This is a genomic window from Agrococcus sp. UYP33 (genome assembly GCF_054060915.1).
Genome location: NZ_JBSSDR010000001.1, coordinates 660,436 through 675,416, shown reverse-complemented (window position 1 = coordinate 675,416; position 14,981 = coordinate 660,436). Strand labels below are relative to the sequence as shown.

18 protein-coding genes are annotated in these 14,981 nt (G+C 73.3%); 9 read left to right on the top strand and 9 right to left on the bottom strand.

The window, feature by feature from the left end; all coding sequences use genetic code 11:
- Positions 1-7: 7 nt before the first annotated feature.
- Entirely contained in the window at positions 8-853 is an 846-nt protein-coding gene (locus ACVWW9_RS03270; RefSeq protein ID WP_456514352.1) for a helix-turn-helix transcriptional regulator, read from the bottom strand.
- Between the two features lie 131 nt (positions 854-984).
- On the opposite strand from ACVWW9_RS03270, the gene ACVWW9_RS03265 reads away from it, so the two are divergent.
- A complete protein-coding gene (locus ACVWW9_RS03265) occupies positions 985-1,920 on the top strand; it encodes an SDR family oxidoreductase (protein WP_456514351.1) in 936 nt (311 codons plus the stop codon).
- Positions 1,921-2,228: 308 nt separating this feature from the next.
- Here the strand turns inward: ACVWW9_RS03265 and ACVWW9_RS03260 are convergent, their stop codons facing one another.
- Positions 2,229-2,651, bottom strand: coding sequence for an OsmC family peroxiredoxin (locus ACVWW9_RS03260; protein ID WP_354258519.1), 423 nt, complete (start codon positions 2,649-2,651; stop codon positions 2,229-2,231).
- Positions 2,652-2,752: 101 nt separating this feature from the next.
- Here ACVWW9_RS03260 and ACVWW9_RS03255 point away from each other — a divergent pair, with 101 nt between their 5' ends.
- Together ACVWW9_RS03255 and ACVWW9_RS03250 are read left to right on the top strand one after the other, a co-directional pair.
- Entirely contained in the window at positions 2,753-4,471 is a 1,719-nt protein-coding gene (locus ACVWW9_RS03255; RefSeq protein WP_456514350.1) for a cation:proton antiporter, read from the top strand.
- A gap of 34 nt (positions 4,472-4,505) precedes the next feature.
- Entirely contained in the window at positions 4,506-4,877 is a 372-nt protein-coding gene (locus ACVWW9_RS03250; protein ID WP_123696280.1) for an FKBP-type peptidyl-prolyl cis-trans isomerase, read from the top strand.
- Positions 4,878-4,976: 99 nt separating this feature from the next.
- Here the strand turns inward: ACVWW9_RS03250 and ACVWW9_RS03245 are convergent, their stop codons facing one another.
- Together ACVWW9_RS03245 and ACVWW9_RS03240 are read right to left on the bottom strand one after the other, a co-directional pair.
- Positions 4,977-6,320: an FAD-binding oxidoreductase gene (locus ACVWW9_RS03245; RefSeq protein WP_456514349.1), complete on the bottom strand. Its 1,344-nt coding sequence runs from the start codon at positions 6,318-6,320 to the stop codon at positions 4,977-4,979.
- The gene (locus ACVWW9_RS03240) at positions 6,317-6,877 is read right to left on the bottom strand and encodes a histidine phosphatase family protein (protein ID WP_456514348.1); all 561 of its coding nucleotides are present in this window, start codon (positions 6,875-6,877) and stop codon (positions 6,317-6,319) included. The genes ACVWW9_RS03245 and ACVWW9_RS03240 overlap by 4 nt, the downstream gene beginning before the upstream one ends.
- A gap of 91 nt (positions 6,878-6,968) precedes the next feature.
- Between ACVWW9_RS03240 and ACVWW9_RS03235 the strand changes: the two genes are divergently transcribed.
- The 4 genes from ACVWW9_RS03235 (at position 6,969) to ACVWW9_RS03220 (ending at position 9,520) form a co-directional block, all read left to right on the top strand.
- Positions 6,969-7,472: a methylated-DNA--[protein]-cysteine S-methyltransferase gene (locus ACVWW9_RS03235; protein ID WP_456514347.1), complete on the top strand. Its 504-nt coding sequence runs from the start codon at positions 6,969-6,971 to the stop codon at positions 7,470-7,472.
- A complete protein-coding gene (locus ACVWW9_RS03230; RefSeq protein WP_456514346.1) occupies positions 7,469-7,933 on the top strand; it encodes an RNA polymerase sigma factor in 465 nt (154 codons plus the stop codon). Before ACVWW9_RS03235 ends, ACVWW9_RS03230 begins: the two co-directional genes overlap by 4 nt.
- Positions 7,926-8,540 (top strand): methylated-DNA--[protein]-cysteine S-methyltransferase, encoded by a 615-nt coding sequence (locus ACVWW9_RS03225; RefSeq protein ID WP_456514345.1) that lies wholly within the window; start codon positions 7,926-7,928, stop codon positions 8,538-8,540. The genes ACVWW9_RS03230 and ACVWW9_RS03225 overlap by 8 nt, the downstream gene beginning before the upstream one ends.
- Before the next feature lie 62 nt (positions 8,541-8,602).
- On the top strand, positions 8,603-9,520 hold the full coding sequence (locus ACVWW9_RS03220) for an asparaginase (protein WP_354258541.1): 918 nt from the start codon (positions 8,603-8,605) through the stop codon (positions 9,518-9,520).
- A gap of 7 nt (positions 9,521-9,527) precedes the next feature.
- On the opposite strand, the gene ACVWW9_RS03215 is transcribed toward ACVWW9_RS03220, so the two are convergent.
- Together ACVWW9_RS03215 and map are read right to left on the bottom strand one after the other, a co-directional pair.
- On the bottom strand, positions 9,528-10,214 hold the full coding sequence (locus ACVWW9_RS03215) for a Type 1 glutamine amidotransferase-like domain-containing protein (RefSeq protein ID WP_456514344.1): 687 nt from the start codon (positions 10,212-10,214) through the stop codon (positions 9,528-9,530).
- A 78-nt stretch (positions 10,215-10,292) separates the two neighbouring features.
- Positions 10,293-11,072: a type I methionyl aminopeptidase gene (map, locus tag ACVWW9_RS03210; protein ID WP_456514343.1), complete on the bottom strand. Its 780-nt coding sequence runs from the start codon at positions 11,070-11,072 to the stop codon at positions 10,293-10,295.
- A 61-nt stretch (positions 11,073-11,133) separates the two neighbouring features.
- Here map and ACVWW9_RS03205 point away from each other — a divergent pair, with 61 nt between their 5' ends.
- Complete coding sequence (locus tag ACVWW9_RS03205; RefSeq protein ID WP_354258550.1) at positions 11,134-11,400, top strand: helix-turn-helix domain-containing protein; 267 nt, start codon at positions 11,134-11,136, stop codon at positions 11,398-11,400.
- On the opposite strand, the gene ACVWW9_RS03200 is transcribed toward ACVWW9_RS03205, so the two are convergent.
- Together ACVWW9_RS03200 and ACVWW9_RS03195 are read right to left on the bottom strand one after the other, a co-directional pair.
- A complete protein-coding gene (locus tag ACVWW9_RS03200; RefSeq protein WP_456514342.1) occupies positions 11,397-12,182 on the bottom strand; it encodes a MerR family transcriptional regulator in 786 nt (261 codons plus the stop codon). The two genes, ACVWW9_RS03205 and ACVWW9_RS03200, sit on opposite strands and share 4 nt — an antisense overlap.
- Before the next feature lie 88 nt (positions 12,183-12,270).
- Positions 12,271-12,960, bottom strand: coding sequence for a type 1 glutamine amidotransferase (locus ACVWW9_RS03195; RefSeq protein ID WP_456514341.1), 690 nt, complete (start codon positions 12,958-12,960; stop codon positions 12,271-12,273).
- Positions 12,961-13,029: 69 nt separating this feature from the next.
- On the opposite strand from ACVWW9_RS03195, the gene ACVWW9_RS03190 reads away from it, so the two are divergent.
- Positions 13,030-13,785 carry an alpha/beta fold hydrolase gene (locus ACVWW9_RS03190; RefSeq protein ID WP_456514340.1) on the top strand — a complete coding sequence of 252 codons (756 nt, stop codon included), beginning with the start codon at positions 13,030-13,032 and terminating at the stop codon, positions 13,783-13,785.
- A gap of 182 nt (positions 13,786-13,967) precedes the next feature.
- On the opposite strand, the gene ACVWW9_RS03185 is transcribed toward ACVWW9_RS03190, so the two are convergent.
- Positions 13,968-14,687: a winged helix-turn-helix domain-containing protein gene (locus ACVWW9_RS03185; RefSeq protein ID WP_456514339.1), complete on the bottom strand. Its 720-nt coding sequence runs from the start codon at positions 14,685-14,687 to the stop codon at positions 13,968-13,970.
- Positions 14,688-14,981: the final 294 nt, after the last annotated feature.

Genomic DNA, 14,981 nt, shown 5'->3' with positions numbered 1-14,981 from the left:
CGGTCGATCACCGTGCTGCAGCCTGCTCCGCGTCGAGCACCGACAGCAGCTCCAGCTTCTCGTGGCTCTCGCTGCCCGGGGTCGCGGTGAAGACGAGCAGCGAGTGCGCCTGCGCCGGGTCGAGCAGCACCTGGCACTGCAGCTCGAGGTAGCAGACCGCCGGATGCTGGTAGCGCTTCACGTCCTTCGGCGCGAGCCCCACCTCGTGCTGCTCCCACCGCGCGCGGAACTCCGCGTTCGATGCGTGCAGCTCGTGCGCGAGGCGCGCGGCCCTCGACTCAGGCCCGCGGAGCGTCGCCACGCCTCGGAGGCCCGAGACGTAGAGGCGGGAGTAGAAGTCGTGGTCCTCGGGCGGATGGAGCGCGCGGGCCGCCGGGTCGGTGAACCACCGGTAGCCGATGCTGCGCGCGGGGCCGGTGAATAGCGTCGAGTCGCCCATGAGGGCCGCACCGAGTCGCGTCTGCCGCAGGGTCTCGCCGAGCTCGGTGACGATCTCGGCGGGGGTGTCACCCAGTCGGTCGAAGATCCGCATCATGCCGGGGCTGACGTGATCCGTGCCCGAACCGCGAGGGGGAGCCTCGTGGCCGGCCAGCCGGTAGAGGTGGTCGCGCTCGTCACGGGTCAACCGGAGCCCCTGCGCGATCGAGGCGAGCATCTGCTCGGAGGGTCGCGGCCCGCGCTCGCGCTCGAGGCGCGAGTAGTAGTCGGTCGACATGTGGCAGAGCGCCGCGACCTCCTCGCGGCGGAGCCCGCTCGTGCGGCGGCGCTGCCCACGCGGCAGCCCCACGTCCTCGGGCTGCAGCGCCTCCCGGCGACGGCGGAGGAACTCGGCGAGCCCGGTGCGATCGATCATGCGAGCATCCTCTCCCGCCGTGGGACGCCGCAGCCACGGATCGTCAGGCCGTGGCTGACGGGTGCGTGCCGCGGCGACGATCGACGAGGGCGCCCGCCGGCGCACCGCATCCACGTGAGGAGAGGCATCCCATGCCACGCACGCCGTACGACATCACCATCCCCGACCTGACCGGCAGGCGCGCGGTCGTCACCGGCGCGAGCGACGGCATGGGGCTCGGCATCGCGACGCGGCTCGCCAACGCCGGTGCCGACGTCGTCATGCCGGTGCGGAGCATGCGGAAGGGCGAGGCGGCGGTCGCTCGGATCCGCGCCGAGCAGCCTGATGCGCGGCTCACGCTCGCCGAGCTCGACCTGGCGTCGCTCGCCTCGATCGCCGCGCTCGGCGAGCGGCTGCGCGCCGAGGGGGAGCCGATCCACCTGCTCATCAACAACGCCGGCGTCATGACGCCGCCCGAGCGGCAGACGACCGCCGACGGCTTCGGGCTGCAGCTCGGCACGAATCACCTCGGCCACTTCGCGCTCACCGGGCAGCTGCTGCCGCTGCTCAAGGCCGGTCGTGCGCGCGTGACCTCGCAGGCGAGCATCGCTGCCCGCAGCGGCATGATCCATTGGGAGGACCTGCAGTGGGAGCGCTCCTACGACGGCATGCGCGCCTACCAGCAGTCGAAGATCGCGGTCGGGCTGTTCGCGCTCGAGCTGAGCCGCCGCAGCCGCAGCGGTGGCTGGGGCATCACGAGCAACCTCTCTCATCCGGGCGTCGCGCCGACGAGCCTGCTCGCGGCACGCCCGGAGGTCGGCAGGGCGCAGGACACCCCGCAGGTGCGGGTGATCCGGTGGCTCTCGGCGCGCGGGCTGCTCGTCGGCACCGTCGAGAGCGCCAAGCTGCCGGTGATCATGGCTGCGACGGCATCGGGGGCGGAGGACGGCGGCTTCTACGGCCCGCAGGGGCCCGGCAGCGTCGGCGGCCCTCCCGGACGCCAGGCGCTCTGGCCGCCGCTGCGAAGCACGGAGGGCGCCAGGCTGTGGGAGATCTCGGAGACCCTCACGGGCGTGCCGTTCGACTGAGGGCGCGAGCGAATCTGCGCGGCGCGCATCCGCCCCGGAACAGACGACGGCCGCGGTGCCGACTCGGGGAGTCGGCGCCGCGGCCGTTGAGGGGACGACTGCTTAGAGGTCGCCGCCACCCATGATGATGAAGTCGTCACCGGTGATGACGAGGTCGCCCATGATGATGAAGTCGTCACCACGGCGGCTGGGCTTGTTGAACTTCATGACGCTCCTTCTAGGTTCAGGTTGGACGGAAGATCGTCTGATCTTTTTATAGTCGATGCATCAGGTTTTCTGCGGAAGCAAAGTTTTCCCTGAGCAAATCTTCAGGAACGGAGTTCTACCGAACCGAGCTGGATGTCGATGCCCGCGAGGGCCTGCGACACCGGGCACTCGGCCTTCGCCTGCTGGGCGAGCTCCGCGAACCGGTCCTGATCGATGCCGGGCACGACGCCCGAGACGGTGAGGACGCTCGTCGTGATGCCGGTGCCGGCGACGAACGAGACCTTCGCGGTGGTGTCGAGCGATTCCGGCGCGTGGCCGGCCTGCTCGAGCGTGTGCGAGAAGGCCATCGCGAAGCACGATGCGTGCGCCGCGGCGATGAACTCCTCCGGCGTCGAGGCGCCGCCCTCCTCGGCGCGGGCGCGCCACGTGAGGTCGAAGGTGGATCCGGTGCCGAGCGTGGTCGTGCCCGAGCCGCTGCCCAGTCCGCCGGTCCAGGTCGTGCTCGCGTTCGAGGTGATGGCCATGCAGATTCCTCCTGATGTCGGCGCGCCCGCGGATGCGGCCGCTGACCTCAGGCTACGTCGGAGCGCCATGCCGTGATAGGGCCGACCGATAGCCTCTCTCCATGCACGACGTGGCGACCGAGGTGACGCTCGTCGTCGTGGTCGGCATCCTGCTCATCGGCGCCGTGGCCACGATCGCCAACCGGATCGGGGTGGCCGCGCCGCTGCTCCTCGTGCTGCTCGGCGCCGTCATCGCACTCGTCCCGGGCTCGCCCGAGATCGTCGTGCCGCCCGAGGTCTTCCTCACGATCATCCTGCCGCCGCTGCTCTACACCGCGGCCCTGCGGGTGCCCGCCGTCGACTTCCGCCGGAACCTGCGCGTGATCGGCTACCTCTCGGTCGTGCTCGTCGCCCTCAGCGCGCTCGCCGTCGCGCTCGTGCTGCAGTCCATCTGGCCGGTCATCGGCTTCGCCGCCGCGCTGGCGCTCGGCGCGGTCGTCGCCCCGCCGGATGCCGTCGCAGCCACCGCGCTCGGCAAGCGGCTCGGGCTGCCGCCGCGCGTCGTGACGATCCTCGAGGGCGAGGGGCTCCTCAACGACGCGACCGCGCTCGTGCTGCTCACGACCGCCGTCGCCGCGATCGAGCGGCCGGGCAGCTCCGAGGTCGAGGGCGCCGCGCTCGTCGGCGACTTCGCGCTCGCGGTCGTCGTGGCGCTGGTCGTCGGCGTCGTCGTCGGCTACGCGACGGTGCTCGTGCGCCAGCTCGCGGGCGACCGCGCCATCGACACGGCGATCTCGATCGCGACCCCCTTCGTCTCGTTCCTCGCTGCGGAGTCGCTGCGCGGCTCGGGCATCGTCGCCGTCGTGGTCACCGGGCTCGTGATCGGCAACCGCAGCCAGATCCGCATCCGCGCCACGCGTCGCGCGCAGGAGTCGGCGACCTGGAGCACCTTCTCGGTCATCGTCGAGAACGGCGTGTTCCTGACCATGGGGATGCAGCTGCCCGCCGTGATCACCGCCGTCGACGCGGGGGAGCGGCACCTCGCCGGGGTCGTCGCGGTCGGCCTGCTGCTCTGCGCGGTGCTGCTCGCCGTGCGGCTCGCGGCGCTCCCGCCGCTGCTCGCGTGGCTGCGCCACCACGCCGGCCGCGTGCAGCGCGGGCACGCGCGGCTCGCCGAGCGGCTCGACAGCGTCGACACGAGCACGAAGCGCGGCGCGAGGCTCCGGTACGCCCACATCGTGCGCGGGCACGACATCACGGCGCTGCGCGACCAGCGGCTCGGCTGGCGCGACACGCTCGCGATCGGCTGGGCCGGGATGCGCGGCGTCGTCACGGTCGCGGCCGTGCAGACGCTGCCGGCCGACACCCCGATGCGTGCCGAGCTCGTGCTCGCCGCCTTCGTCGTCGCCATCGTGACGCTGCTCGTGCAGGGCGGCACGCTCTCGTTCCTCGTGCGCGCGCTGGGCGTGGGCAAGAACGCCTCGGACCGACGGCGGGCGGAGCTCGAGTCGCTCGTCGGCGAGGCGATCGACGCCGGCATCGAGGCGATGCGCCGGGAGGCCGAGGTCAACGGGATCGACGAGATGATCGTCGAGGTCGCGAGCGAACGGATGCTGGCCCGGCGCGACTGGGCGGCGCACGTCGCCGAGGTCGACCCGGACGACCCGTCGACCGACGTCGCGCAGATCTCGCGCCTGCGCCACGTCGCGATCGAGGCGGAGCGCGTCTGGCTCGACCGCGTGCGCCGCACGGGGCGGTTCGACTCGAGCACCGTCGCGGTCGCGCAGCGCATCATCGACCGCGAGGAGATCGGCCTGCAGGCCGACGAGGACGAGCACTGAGCCTGCCTTCGCGCGAACGTGCGAGGATTGGCGCATGACTGAGAAGCCCCAGATCGACGCCCCCGAGGGCCCCGCCCCCACCGAGCTCCAGATCACCGACATCACCGTCGGCGACGGCGAGGAGGCGGTGACCGGCAAGCAGGTCAGCGTCCACTACGTCGGCGTCACGCACTCCACCGGTGAGGAGTTCGACGCCTCCTACAACCGCGGCGCCCCGCTCGACTTCCCGCTCGGCGTCGGCATGGTCATCAAGGGCTGGGAGCAGGGCATCGAGGGCATGCGCGTCGGCGGCCGCCGCCAGCTCGTCATCCCGCCCCACCTCGCCTACGGCGAGCGCGGCGCCGGCGGCGCGATCGGCCCGAACGAGACGCTCATCTTCGTCTGCGACCTGGTCGCCGTCCGCTGACACCCGCCCGCCCGTGAGCCGGGTGGTCACGACGCGCCGCGCAGCGCGTGCGCGCGCGGCGTGTCCTGACCACCCGGCCGTCGGGGAGGCTCTGCCCGGCTAGATCGCCTTGCCGGGGTTCAGGATGCCGGCGGGGTCGAAGGCTGCCTTCACGGCCCGCTGCAGCGCGAGCTGGCGCTCGCCGAGCTCGTCGACGAGCCATCGCCGCTTGAGGATGCCCACGCCGTGCTCGCCGGTGAGCGTGCCGCCCATCGCGATCGCCGCCTCGAACACCTCGTTCGCGCACGCCCAGATCGCCTCCGAGGGCTCGGTGCCGTCGAAGACGAAGGTCGGGTGCAGGTTGCCGTCGCCGGCGTGCGCGGTCGTCGCGAGCCGCACCCCGTGGCGCTCTGCGGCCTCGTCGCACGCGCGGAACATGTCGGCCATCCGCGACCGCGGCACCGAGACATCCTCCACGAGCACGGTGCCGAACGACTCGAGCGCGAAGTGCACCTGTCTGCGCACCTGCACCAGCACATCCGACCGCGCCGCGTCGTCGGTGCGCTCGACCCGACCCCCGTGCGCCGCCAGGATCTCCGCCACGACCTCTGAGGTCGCGGCGGCGCCCAGCTCGTCGGTCTGCACGAGCACGAATGCGCCGGCCATCGGCTGCCCCGTGTAGGCGGCGAGCATCGACACCGCGTCGCGGCCGACGAGCTCCATGATCGCCGGGCGGATGCGCGCGGCCGTCACCGCCGTGCACGCCGCGGCCGCGGCGGTCTCGTCGTCGAAGAAGGCGCCGACCGTCCAGACGCCGCCATCGGGGAGCGGCCGCAGCTTCAGGGTCGCGCCGACGACGATGCCGAGCGTGCCCTCCGAGCCGATCATGAGCGCCGTGAGGTCGAGCCCGGTGACGCCCTTCACGGTGCGGTGGCCGGTCGAGATGCGGCTGCCGTCCGCGAGCACGACGTCGAGCGCGAGCACCCACTCGCGCGTCACGCCGTACTTCGCGCACAGCAGGCCGCCCGCGTTCGTGGCGATGTTGCCGCCCACCGACGAGATGGCACGGCTCGCCGGGTCCGGCGGCCACCAGAGGCCGTGGGTGGCGAGCATGTCGTTGAGCTCGGCGTTGCGGATGCCCGGCTCGACCCGGCACGACTGGTCGACGATCGAGACGTCGAGCAGCCGCCGCATCCGGTCGACCGAGACGACGAGCTCGCCCTCGCCGGCGATCGCACCGCCGGCGAGCCCGGTGCCGGCGGCCCGCGGCACGACCGGCACGCCGTGCTCGGTCGCCCAGCGCAGCGCAGCCTGCACGTGCGAGGCGTCCTCCGCCTCGACGATCGCGAGCGGCGGCGCGACGGAGCGGTGGCCCGACTTGTCGGCGCGCGCGACGTCGAGCGCGACAGGGTCGGTGACGAGCACGTGGGCGGGCAGCGCTGCCCGCAGGGCGTCGAGGTTCACGCGAGCACGAGCCCGTCGACGACGTGCCAGGCGCCCGGGACGCCGGTGAAGCGGACCGAGTGCGCGTTGTCGGGGGTGCGCGTCTCCTGGCCGGTGACGTGGTCGGCGAAGGCGCGGATGAAGGTGCCGTGCGTGACGATGACGAGCGCGTCGACGCGGTTGCGGGCGGCGACGTCGTCGACGGCGGCGACGGCGCGGCGCTGCAGGTCGTCGAAGTCCTCCTCGCCGGGCCAGTCGGTGCCGAAGCGCTCGACGGCCTCCTCCTTCGTCAACCCCTCGACCTCGCCGTAGGCGCGCTCGATGAGGCTCGGGTAGCGACCGCAGACCTCGAGCCCGAGCTCGGCGGCGATGATGTCGGCCGTGACGGCCGCCCGCACGAGCGGCGACGACACCACCGCGTCCCAGCGCGCGTCGGTCGACGGGCCGTCGGCGAGCAGTCGAGCCGCGGTGTGCGCCTGCGCGATGCCGGTCTCGTTCAAGGGGATGTCGCTCGTGCCCTGCAGCCTGCCGTCGCGGTTGAAGTCGGTCTGGCCGTGTCGGACGAGGGCGATCTCCATGCCCCGAGCCTAGAGCGGTGCGACGTCGCCCATCCACAGGCTCACATTCCGTCGCCCCCGCGCGTTAGCGGAGTATGAGAGGAATGCGGCCATGACCCACACCATCATCGACAGCCCCATCGGCCGGCTCACGCTCGTGCGGAGCGAGCGCGGCATCACGGGCCTGTACATGCCCGCCCATCGCCCTGCGCCAGACGAGGCGACGTTCGGCGAGCGCGACGACGCCGGCTTCGCGGATGCGGCGCAGCAGCTCGGCGAGTACTGGGCGGGGGAGCGCCGGGCGTTCGACCTCGACCTCGACCCCGATGGCAGCCCCTTCCAGCTGCGCGTGTGGGAGGCGCTGCGCTCCATCCCCTACGGCGAGACGCGCAGCTACGGCTGGATCGCGGCGTCGATCGGGCAGCCGACGGCGGTGCGCGCGGTCGGGCTCGCCAACAGCCGCAACCCGATCTCGATCGTGGTGCCCTGCCACCGGGTGGTCGGGTCGACCGGGTCGCTCACCGGCTACGCCGGCGGCGTCGAGCGCAAGCGCTTCCTGCTCGACCACGAGGCCGGATCGTCGCTGGTGGCGGTCGGGCTAGATTCGGTCGCGTGACCCGTGCGCCCTTCGAGTCGATCGTCGCGCTGCACGGCGCGAGGGTCTGGCGCGTGTGCCGGGCGCTGCTCGACGAGGTCGACGCCGACGACGCCTGGAGCGAGACGTTCCTCGCCGCGCTCGAGGCGTACCCGCGGCTCGCGCACGACGCGCGCATCGAGGGGTGGCTCGTGACGATCGCGCACCGGAAGGCGATCGACGTGCTGCGGCGGCGCGCGCGGCTCGTGGTCGGCGAGGTGCCGGACCGGCCGTCGCCCGCGGTCGCGCGCGACCTCGACCTCGCGCGGGCGCTCGCGCTGCTGCCGACGCGGCAGCGCGAGGCGGTCGTGCTCCACCACCTCGGCGGGCTGCCCTTCGCCGAGGTCGCGGCGACGCTCGGATCGTCGGCGGATGCGGCGCGGCGCGCGTCCTCCGACGGCGTGCGCCGGCTGCGCGAGCTGCTGGGAGGCGCCGATGCCTGAGGTCGACATGCTCGGCGCCATCCCCGACGTGCCCATGGTCGCGCTGCACGCGCGGCTCGTCGAGCGCGCCGCCGAGCGCGGGCTGCTCGACGTGGCGTACCGCTCGCTCGACACCGCTGTCGGCTCGCTGCTGCTCGCGGCGACGCCCGCGGGGCTGGTCTCGGTCACGTTCGACGGTCGTGACCCCGCGGCGACGCTCGAGCGGCTCTCGACCGCGCTGAGCCCGCGCGTGCTCGAGGCGCCCGCCCGGCTCGACGACGCCGCGCGCCGGCTCGAGGCACTCATCGACGGTCGTGCTCGCGCGTTCGACGGCCCGCTCGACCTCGCGCTCGCCCGCGGCTTCGGGCGCGACGTCGTCGAGCGGCTGCGCGAGATCCCGTATGGCGAGACGCGCAGCTACGCGCAGGTCGCCGCAGCGGCCGGCTCGCCGCGCGCGGTGCGCGCGGTCGGTACCGCATGCCGGCGCAACCCGCTGCCGATCGCGATCCCGTGCCATCGGGTGGTGCGCGGCGATGGCGCGCTCGGCCAGTACGCGGGCGGTGTCGAGGCGAAGCGGCTGCTGCTCGGCGTGGAGGCGGCGAGCCCGCCGGTCCTGCGCGCCGAGTAGCGCGGCGGGGCGCCCACCTGACGCGCATCTCCGCGCAGGCCCGCGCCGCTACGTTGGATCCCGTGCCCACCACCGAGCTCCTCGCCGTCGTCGAGCGCGACGGCTTCATCGAGTCCCAGCACCGAGGCGTCGCGGTCCTCATCGATCCCGATGGCACCGTCATCGAGGCGCATGGCGACGTCGCGGCGCCCTTCCTCGCCCGCAGCGCGCTCAAGCCGCTCTTCGCCGCGGCGCTGCTCGACGCCGGACTCGTCGAGCTGGCACCGGCGCACGCGGCGCTCGCGAGCGCGAGCCACTGGGCCGATCAGGAGCACCTCGACACCGCGCAGGCCATGGCCGAGCGCCTCGGCGTCGCCGAGGATGCGCTGCGCTGCCCGCCGATGAAGGCGCCCGACGGCTCGATGCGCCGCTTCGCGCACATGTGCGTCGGCAAGCACATCGCGCTCGCAGCGGCCGCCCGCGCGCTCGGCACGCCCAGCGACTACTGGGCCGACGACCACCAGCTCGCCGACGTGCTGCGCCAGGGCGTCGCGACGGCGGCCGGCGAGCCCATCATCGGGCTCGCGCACGACGGCTGCGGCGCGCTCGTGTTCCCCACCTCGCCGGTCGGGCTCGCGCGCGCCTTCCGCCGGCTCGCGCCTGACGCGATCGGCGGCGGGCGCTCCGTCGGCGACGCGATGCGGGCGCATCCGACGCTCATCGACGGCGCGGGTCGCCCCGACGCCGTCGTGATCGCCGAGACGGGATGCGCCACGAAGTTCGGCGCGGAGGGCACGCAGGCGATGGTCGCCCCCGACGGCACCACAGCCGTGGTGAAGACGGCGGATGGGGCGCGCCGCGCCGGCGCACCGGTCGCGCTCGCCATGCTCGAGCGCGCGGGGGCGATCCCCGAGGGCACGCTCGAGCGCCTGACCGAGCCGCTCGGGCTGCTGCAGCTGAGCGCCGACGTCGCGGTCGGCCGCCTGCGCCCCGTCGTCTAGCGCCGCGTCAGGGCTGCAGCAGCTTCCACCGGCCCTCGGAGACGACCTCCACCGCACCGTCGACCACGACGATCGCGGTCGCGTCGTCGATGGCGTACGTCGGGGCGGGGATCCCGGCCGCCCAGCGCTGGATGCCGGCGAGCGAGGCGCCATCCCCACCGTCGCCGACGAGGTGCGGCACGAGCGCGAAGTCGACCAGGCCGAGCGTGCGCTCGGCCTCCAGCGCCATGTCGCTGCCGTCGGGCACGAACTGCAGGTCGAACTCGGCATCGCAGTTGTACGACGTCACCGCGATGCTGCCGGCGCTCACCCCCACGTAGACCGTCTCGGAGAGCGAGGGGATGAGGTCCGCCAGGCCGGACTCGCGCATCCAGTGGCACAGGTACAGCACGTCGCCGCCCCAGACGAGCAGGGCGTCGGCATCCCGCACCGCGGGCACCCAGCTCTCCTCGCGGATGGTCGGCAGCGCCGTGAGCTCGAGCACGCCGAGCGATCGCCAGCCGAGCTCGCTCAGCGGCCCTGGCGCCGTGCCGGCGATCGCCTCGCGCGCCATCCAGGGTCCCTCGGCGAACGGGTACGCGGCCGTCGGGATGATGAGCGCGCTCGACTCGGCGATCGGCTTGCCGAGCAGCCGCTCGAGGGCCTCGGCGATGCTCGGGTTGGTGACGCCCATCGACGTGAGCAGGAGCTTCACGAGGGTCGCCTCGGGGTGCGGTGCATGCCTGCATCATGCCGCGCGGCGAGCGTCGGGGGCCAGCGCGCCCCGCGACCGTCAGCCTCGCGTCGTCGGCAGCGTGAGGATCTCGGCGCCGTCGTCGGTGATCGCGATCGTGTGCTCGCTGTGCGCCGTCCGCGCGCCCGTCGCGCTGCGGAGCGTCCAGCCGTCGGCGTCGACGACGAGCGTCGCGGTGTCCTGCATGATCCACGGCTCGAGCGCGAGCAGCAGGCCGGGTCGCAGGCGGTAGCCGCGGCCGGGCCGCCCGGTGTTGGCGACGTGCGGGTCCTGGTGCATCGTCGAGCCGATGCCGTGCCCGCCGAACTCCGTGTTGATCGGATAGCCGGCCTCGGTGAGCACCCTGCCGATCGCGTGCGAGAGGTCGCCGATGCGGGCGCCGGGGACGGCCGCGGCGATGCCCGCGGCGAGCGCGCGCTCCGTCGCCTCGATCATCGCCACGCTCTCGGCGGGGCGGCTGTCGCCGACCACGAAGCTGATGGCCGCGTCGGCGGCGATGCCGTCCTTCGAGACGGCGAGGTCGAGGGTCAGCAGGTCGCCGTCGGCGAGCGCGTAGTCATGCGGCAGGCCGTGCAGCACCGCGTCGTTGACGCCCGTGCAGATGTAATGGCCGAACGGCCCGCGGCCGAACGACGGTGCGTAGTCGACGTAGCAGGAGACGGCGCCCGCCTCGACGATCATCGCCTGCGCCCAGCGGTCGATCTCGAGCAGGTTCGTGCCCACCGCGGTGCGTGCGCGGAGCGCCTGCAGGATGTCGGCGACGATCCGGCCGGTGACCCTCGCGCGCCCGAGCTCGGACGGGTTCAGGATCTCGATCATGCATCGCCCCTTCCGCGACCAATACCTATCCCGGTAAGACTATCCCGGCTAGCATCGAGCCATGGTCCGACTGCCGCTCACTCCCGCCGACGTGGAGCGCGGCCGGCGCCTCGGCGCGGTGCTGCGGCGCGCCAGGGGCGATCGCACGATGCTGTCGGTGGCGCTCGACGCCGGCGTCTCGCCCGAGACGCTCCGGAAGATCGAGGCCGGCCGCGTCGCGACGCCCGCATTCTCGACGGTGGCCGCGATCGCTGCCGTGCTCGACCTGTCGCTCGACGCGATCTGGTCCGACGTCGACGACCGCGGTCGCCAGCGCGCGGCCTCCTAGGGGCACGCGGGCGCCCCGCTCACCGCGACGACGAGTGTGATGCCGCCGTCCGCATGCAGGATCTGCAGGTACGGCCCCCTCGCGTACAGCCCTCGGGCCTCGAGCGCGGCGTCCAGTGCGACCCATGCGTCTGCGGTGCTGCTCGGCCGCTCGTCGAGCCGCACGCTCGCTGCCTGACCGATGCGCGGCAGCGAGATGGGTCGCGCTGCCGGCGCGGGGCCGACGTCCTGCATGGCTGCCGCGACGGTGATGACGCGCTCGTCCGTGGTCCCGTCGAAGGTGAGCACGACATCCGCGGTCGGGATCTCATCGACGCCGAGCAGCGCCAGCAGGCGTCCGACCGCATCCGGCAGCTCCGTCTCGTCCGCGACGACCTCCGTCACGCCGTGCAGGTCGACGGCGGGTACGGCGGAGAGGGTGAGGGCATGCGTGATGGTGCTCCGGTCGCGCTCGATCGAGCGCAGTCGTGCCCGCACCCGCTCGAGGGCGGTGGAGTCCTGCGCGATGCGAGCGGCGAGCTCCGACTCCCGATCACGCAGGAGCTCGAGCAGCCGCGGCTCGGTGAGGCCCTGGTCGAGGAGGTCGCGGATGGCGTCCAGCCCGAAGCCGACCTCGCGGAGCGCGGCGATCGCGCGCACCCGCCCGGCCTGCGCCGAGGCGTAGCGCCGCTGCTTCGTCCACGGATCGACCGCAGCAGGGACGAGCAGCCCCTGCGCCTCCCAGTGCCGCAGCATGCGACGCGATGTCCCCGTGCGCTGCGCGAGCTGCCCGATGGTCTCCATGCCGCTCACCTCATCCCTTCACACGGTGTGAACCGCAAGCGTCGTGCCGCGGCCGCGGCCGCGGCCGGTGCCGTGCTACGGGGCCGGCCTAGAGCCGCCGGGCGCAGTCCTCGGCGAACGCGGCGAAGCCGCGCTGCACGATGCCCTGCAGCGTCGTGTCGGTCGCGAGGTGCGCTCGCCACGCGGCCACCGCATCCGGCGTGCGCAGCTCCGACAGCGTCGGCGACGCGACCGAGTCCCAGAGCCGCATGACCCGGTCGTCCGCCTCGAGGTGGAACTGCATGCCGACCGCGGACCCGTAGCGGAAGGCCTCGTTCTCGACCGTCGCGCTCGTCGCGAGCAGCGTCGCGCCGGGCGGGAGGGCGACGACGTCGCTGTTCCAGCGCATCGCGCCGACCGGGCCGACGTGCCCGCCGAGCCACGGCTCTGGCGCGACGACGTCGATGTCGATGATGCCCACCTCGTCGACCGCGCCCTCGCGGTGCTCCCCGCCGAGCGCGCGCCCGATGATCTGGTGGCCGAGGCAGAGCCCGAGCACCGGGATGTCCGCATCGATCGCGCGCAGCGCGAGGTCGGCTGTCAGCGCGAGCGACGGGTGCTCGTCCTCCTCCGCAGCACTCATCTGCCCACCCGTGATGACGATGCCCGCGATCTCGTCGAGCGGCGGCAGCTGCGACGGGAAGACCGCCTCGCGCGTCGGCAGGTGCGACGTCAGCGTCGCCGCGTGCCCGCCCGTCTCGTACTCGATGTGCTTGATGAACAGGACGGAACGTGCCACGCGGACCCTCTCTCGGATGTGCGTAGCCTATGACGAGCGGGATGCGCGTCCTGCATCGTGAGGAGCTGCATGACCGTCTTCGCCATGGCCCCCGACGGGGTCCGCATCGCACTGCACGAGCTCGGCGACCCGGACGGCGCACCGGTGCTGCTCATCCACGGGTTCTCGTCGAACGCGAAGCGCAACTGGATCGACACCCGCTGGGGCGATGCGCTCGCCGAGCGGGGGCTGCGCGGCATCGCGATGGACCTCCGAGGGCACGGCGAGAGCGACCGGCCGTCGGTCGGCTACACCGTGCCGCACTTCCTCGACGACGTCGACGCGGTGCTCGAGCAGCTCGCGCTGCCGGAGGCGCCCGGAGCGGTCGGCTACTCGATGGGCGCGAGGCTGCTGTGGCGCCATGCGGGCACGCGGCCGCAGGCGTTCCGCGCGCTCGTGCTCGGCGGGCTGCCCGCCGGCGATCCGTTCCAGCGGTTCGACGTCGACCTCGCCCGCAGCGCGCTCCGCGACGAGGCGGAGCCGGGCGAGATGGAGGCCTTCGTGGTCGAGCTCGCCGGCGTCTTCCCCGAGCACGACCCCGAGACGCTCGTGACGCTCGCCGGCGAGGTGTCGCGCACGCTCTTCGACCCCGAGGCGGCGCCCCCCACGATGCCCACCCTGCTGATGACGGGCGACAAGGACCGGCGTGCGGCCGATACGCAGGAACTGCTGCCGCTCCTGCCGGACGGCCGCTTCGAGCCGATCCCCGGTCGGAACCACATGAACGCGCCGACCTCCGGCACCTTCCGGCGGCGTGCGGCGGAGTTCCTCGCCGCCGCCCGCTGACGCGTCGGCGGGCGTGCAAAGGGCCGGTCGGGTTCTCCCGACCGGCCCCAGTCCCTTGCACCAAGCGAGGCATCGGCCATCGCTTCCGTCGACCGCCACAGCACTACGATCAACGTGCGCCCAACGTATAACGGATCGGTAACGAACCGCCCCAGAGCCGCCTGTGAGAAGGCTGTGGCCGCTCAGAAGCGGTCGGGGCTCGGGCCCGTCGCGAGCACCGTCACGTCGGCGTGCCGGTCGAACCGGTAGCCCGCGCCGCGCACCGTGCGGATGATCTCCGCGTAGTCGCCCAGCTTCGAGCGGAGGCGGCGCACGTGCACGTCGATCGTGCGCTCGTTGGGGCGGTTCTCGTCGTCCGCGTCCCAGAGCGCGTCGATGATGGCGCAGCGTCCGACGGTCGAGCCCTCGCGCAGCACGATGTGCTGGAGCAGCTCGAACTCGCGGTAGGTGAGTGCGGCGATCTCATCGCCGATCGCGACGCGCTTGCGCGTCAGGTCGATGACGATGCCGGGGTCGGTGTCGACGACCGGCTGCTGCACGGCCGGGTCCTGCAGCGCGCGACGCACGACATCCACGTCGCGGCCGCCCGCGCCGGCCGGGGCGAGCGCGACGGCGGCGTGCGTCTCGGCGCTCGGGGCGAGCCGCGAGGTGAGGGCGCGCAGCTCGCCGACCAGGCGGGCGAGCTCGATGTGGTCGGAGGCCGCGGCGTCCTCGCCGAGGCCGACGTAGAGCACGAAGCCGCGGGCCTCGGTGCCGTCCGGGACCGGGCGGATCTGCGGCGCACGGGCAGCGGGCCGGGCCGCCGGAGCGATGGCACGCTTCGGGGCGAGCGCCGAGGAGCCGTCGACGCGGGTCTCGAGCGACGGGCGGCGGGTGCGGGTGGGGAGAGCGGTGATGGTCATGGGGATGCCTTCCGGCGAGCGGTCGACGGCCGTCCGGCCTGCGATGCTGGGACGGGCGATGAGGGCCGTCGACTCGTGGAGGACACCGATGCGCCAGGGCTCGGTGTCGAGTGTCGAGTGCGAACCGACGATGCGGTTCGGAGATCGCTCGCTAGGGCTGCTCAGGCCCGCAGGCGACGCGCGAGGGCGTCAGCGCTGCTGGAGCGATCGGACGGTGCGAGCTGCGCTCAAGCACACATTCGACGCATGGCAACCATCGGCATCATCATGCCGTTCGTCCCATCGGCCGCGAAG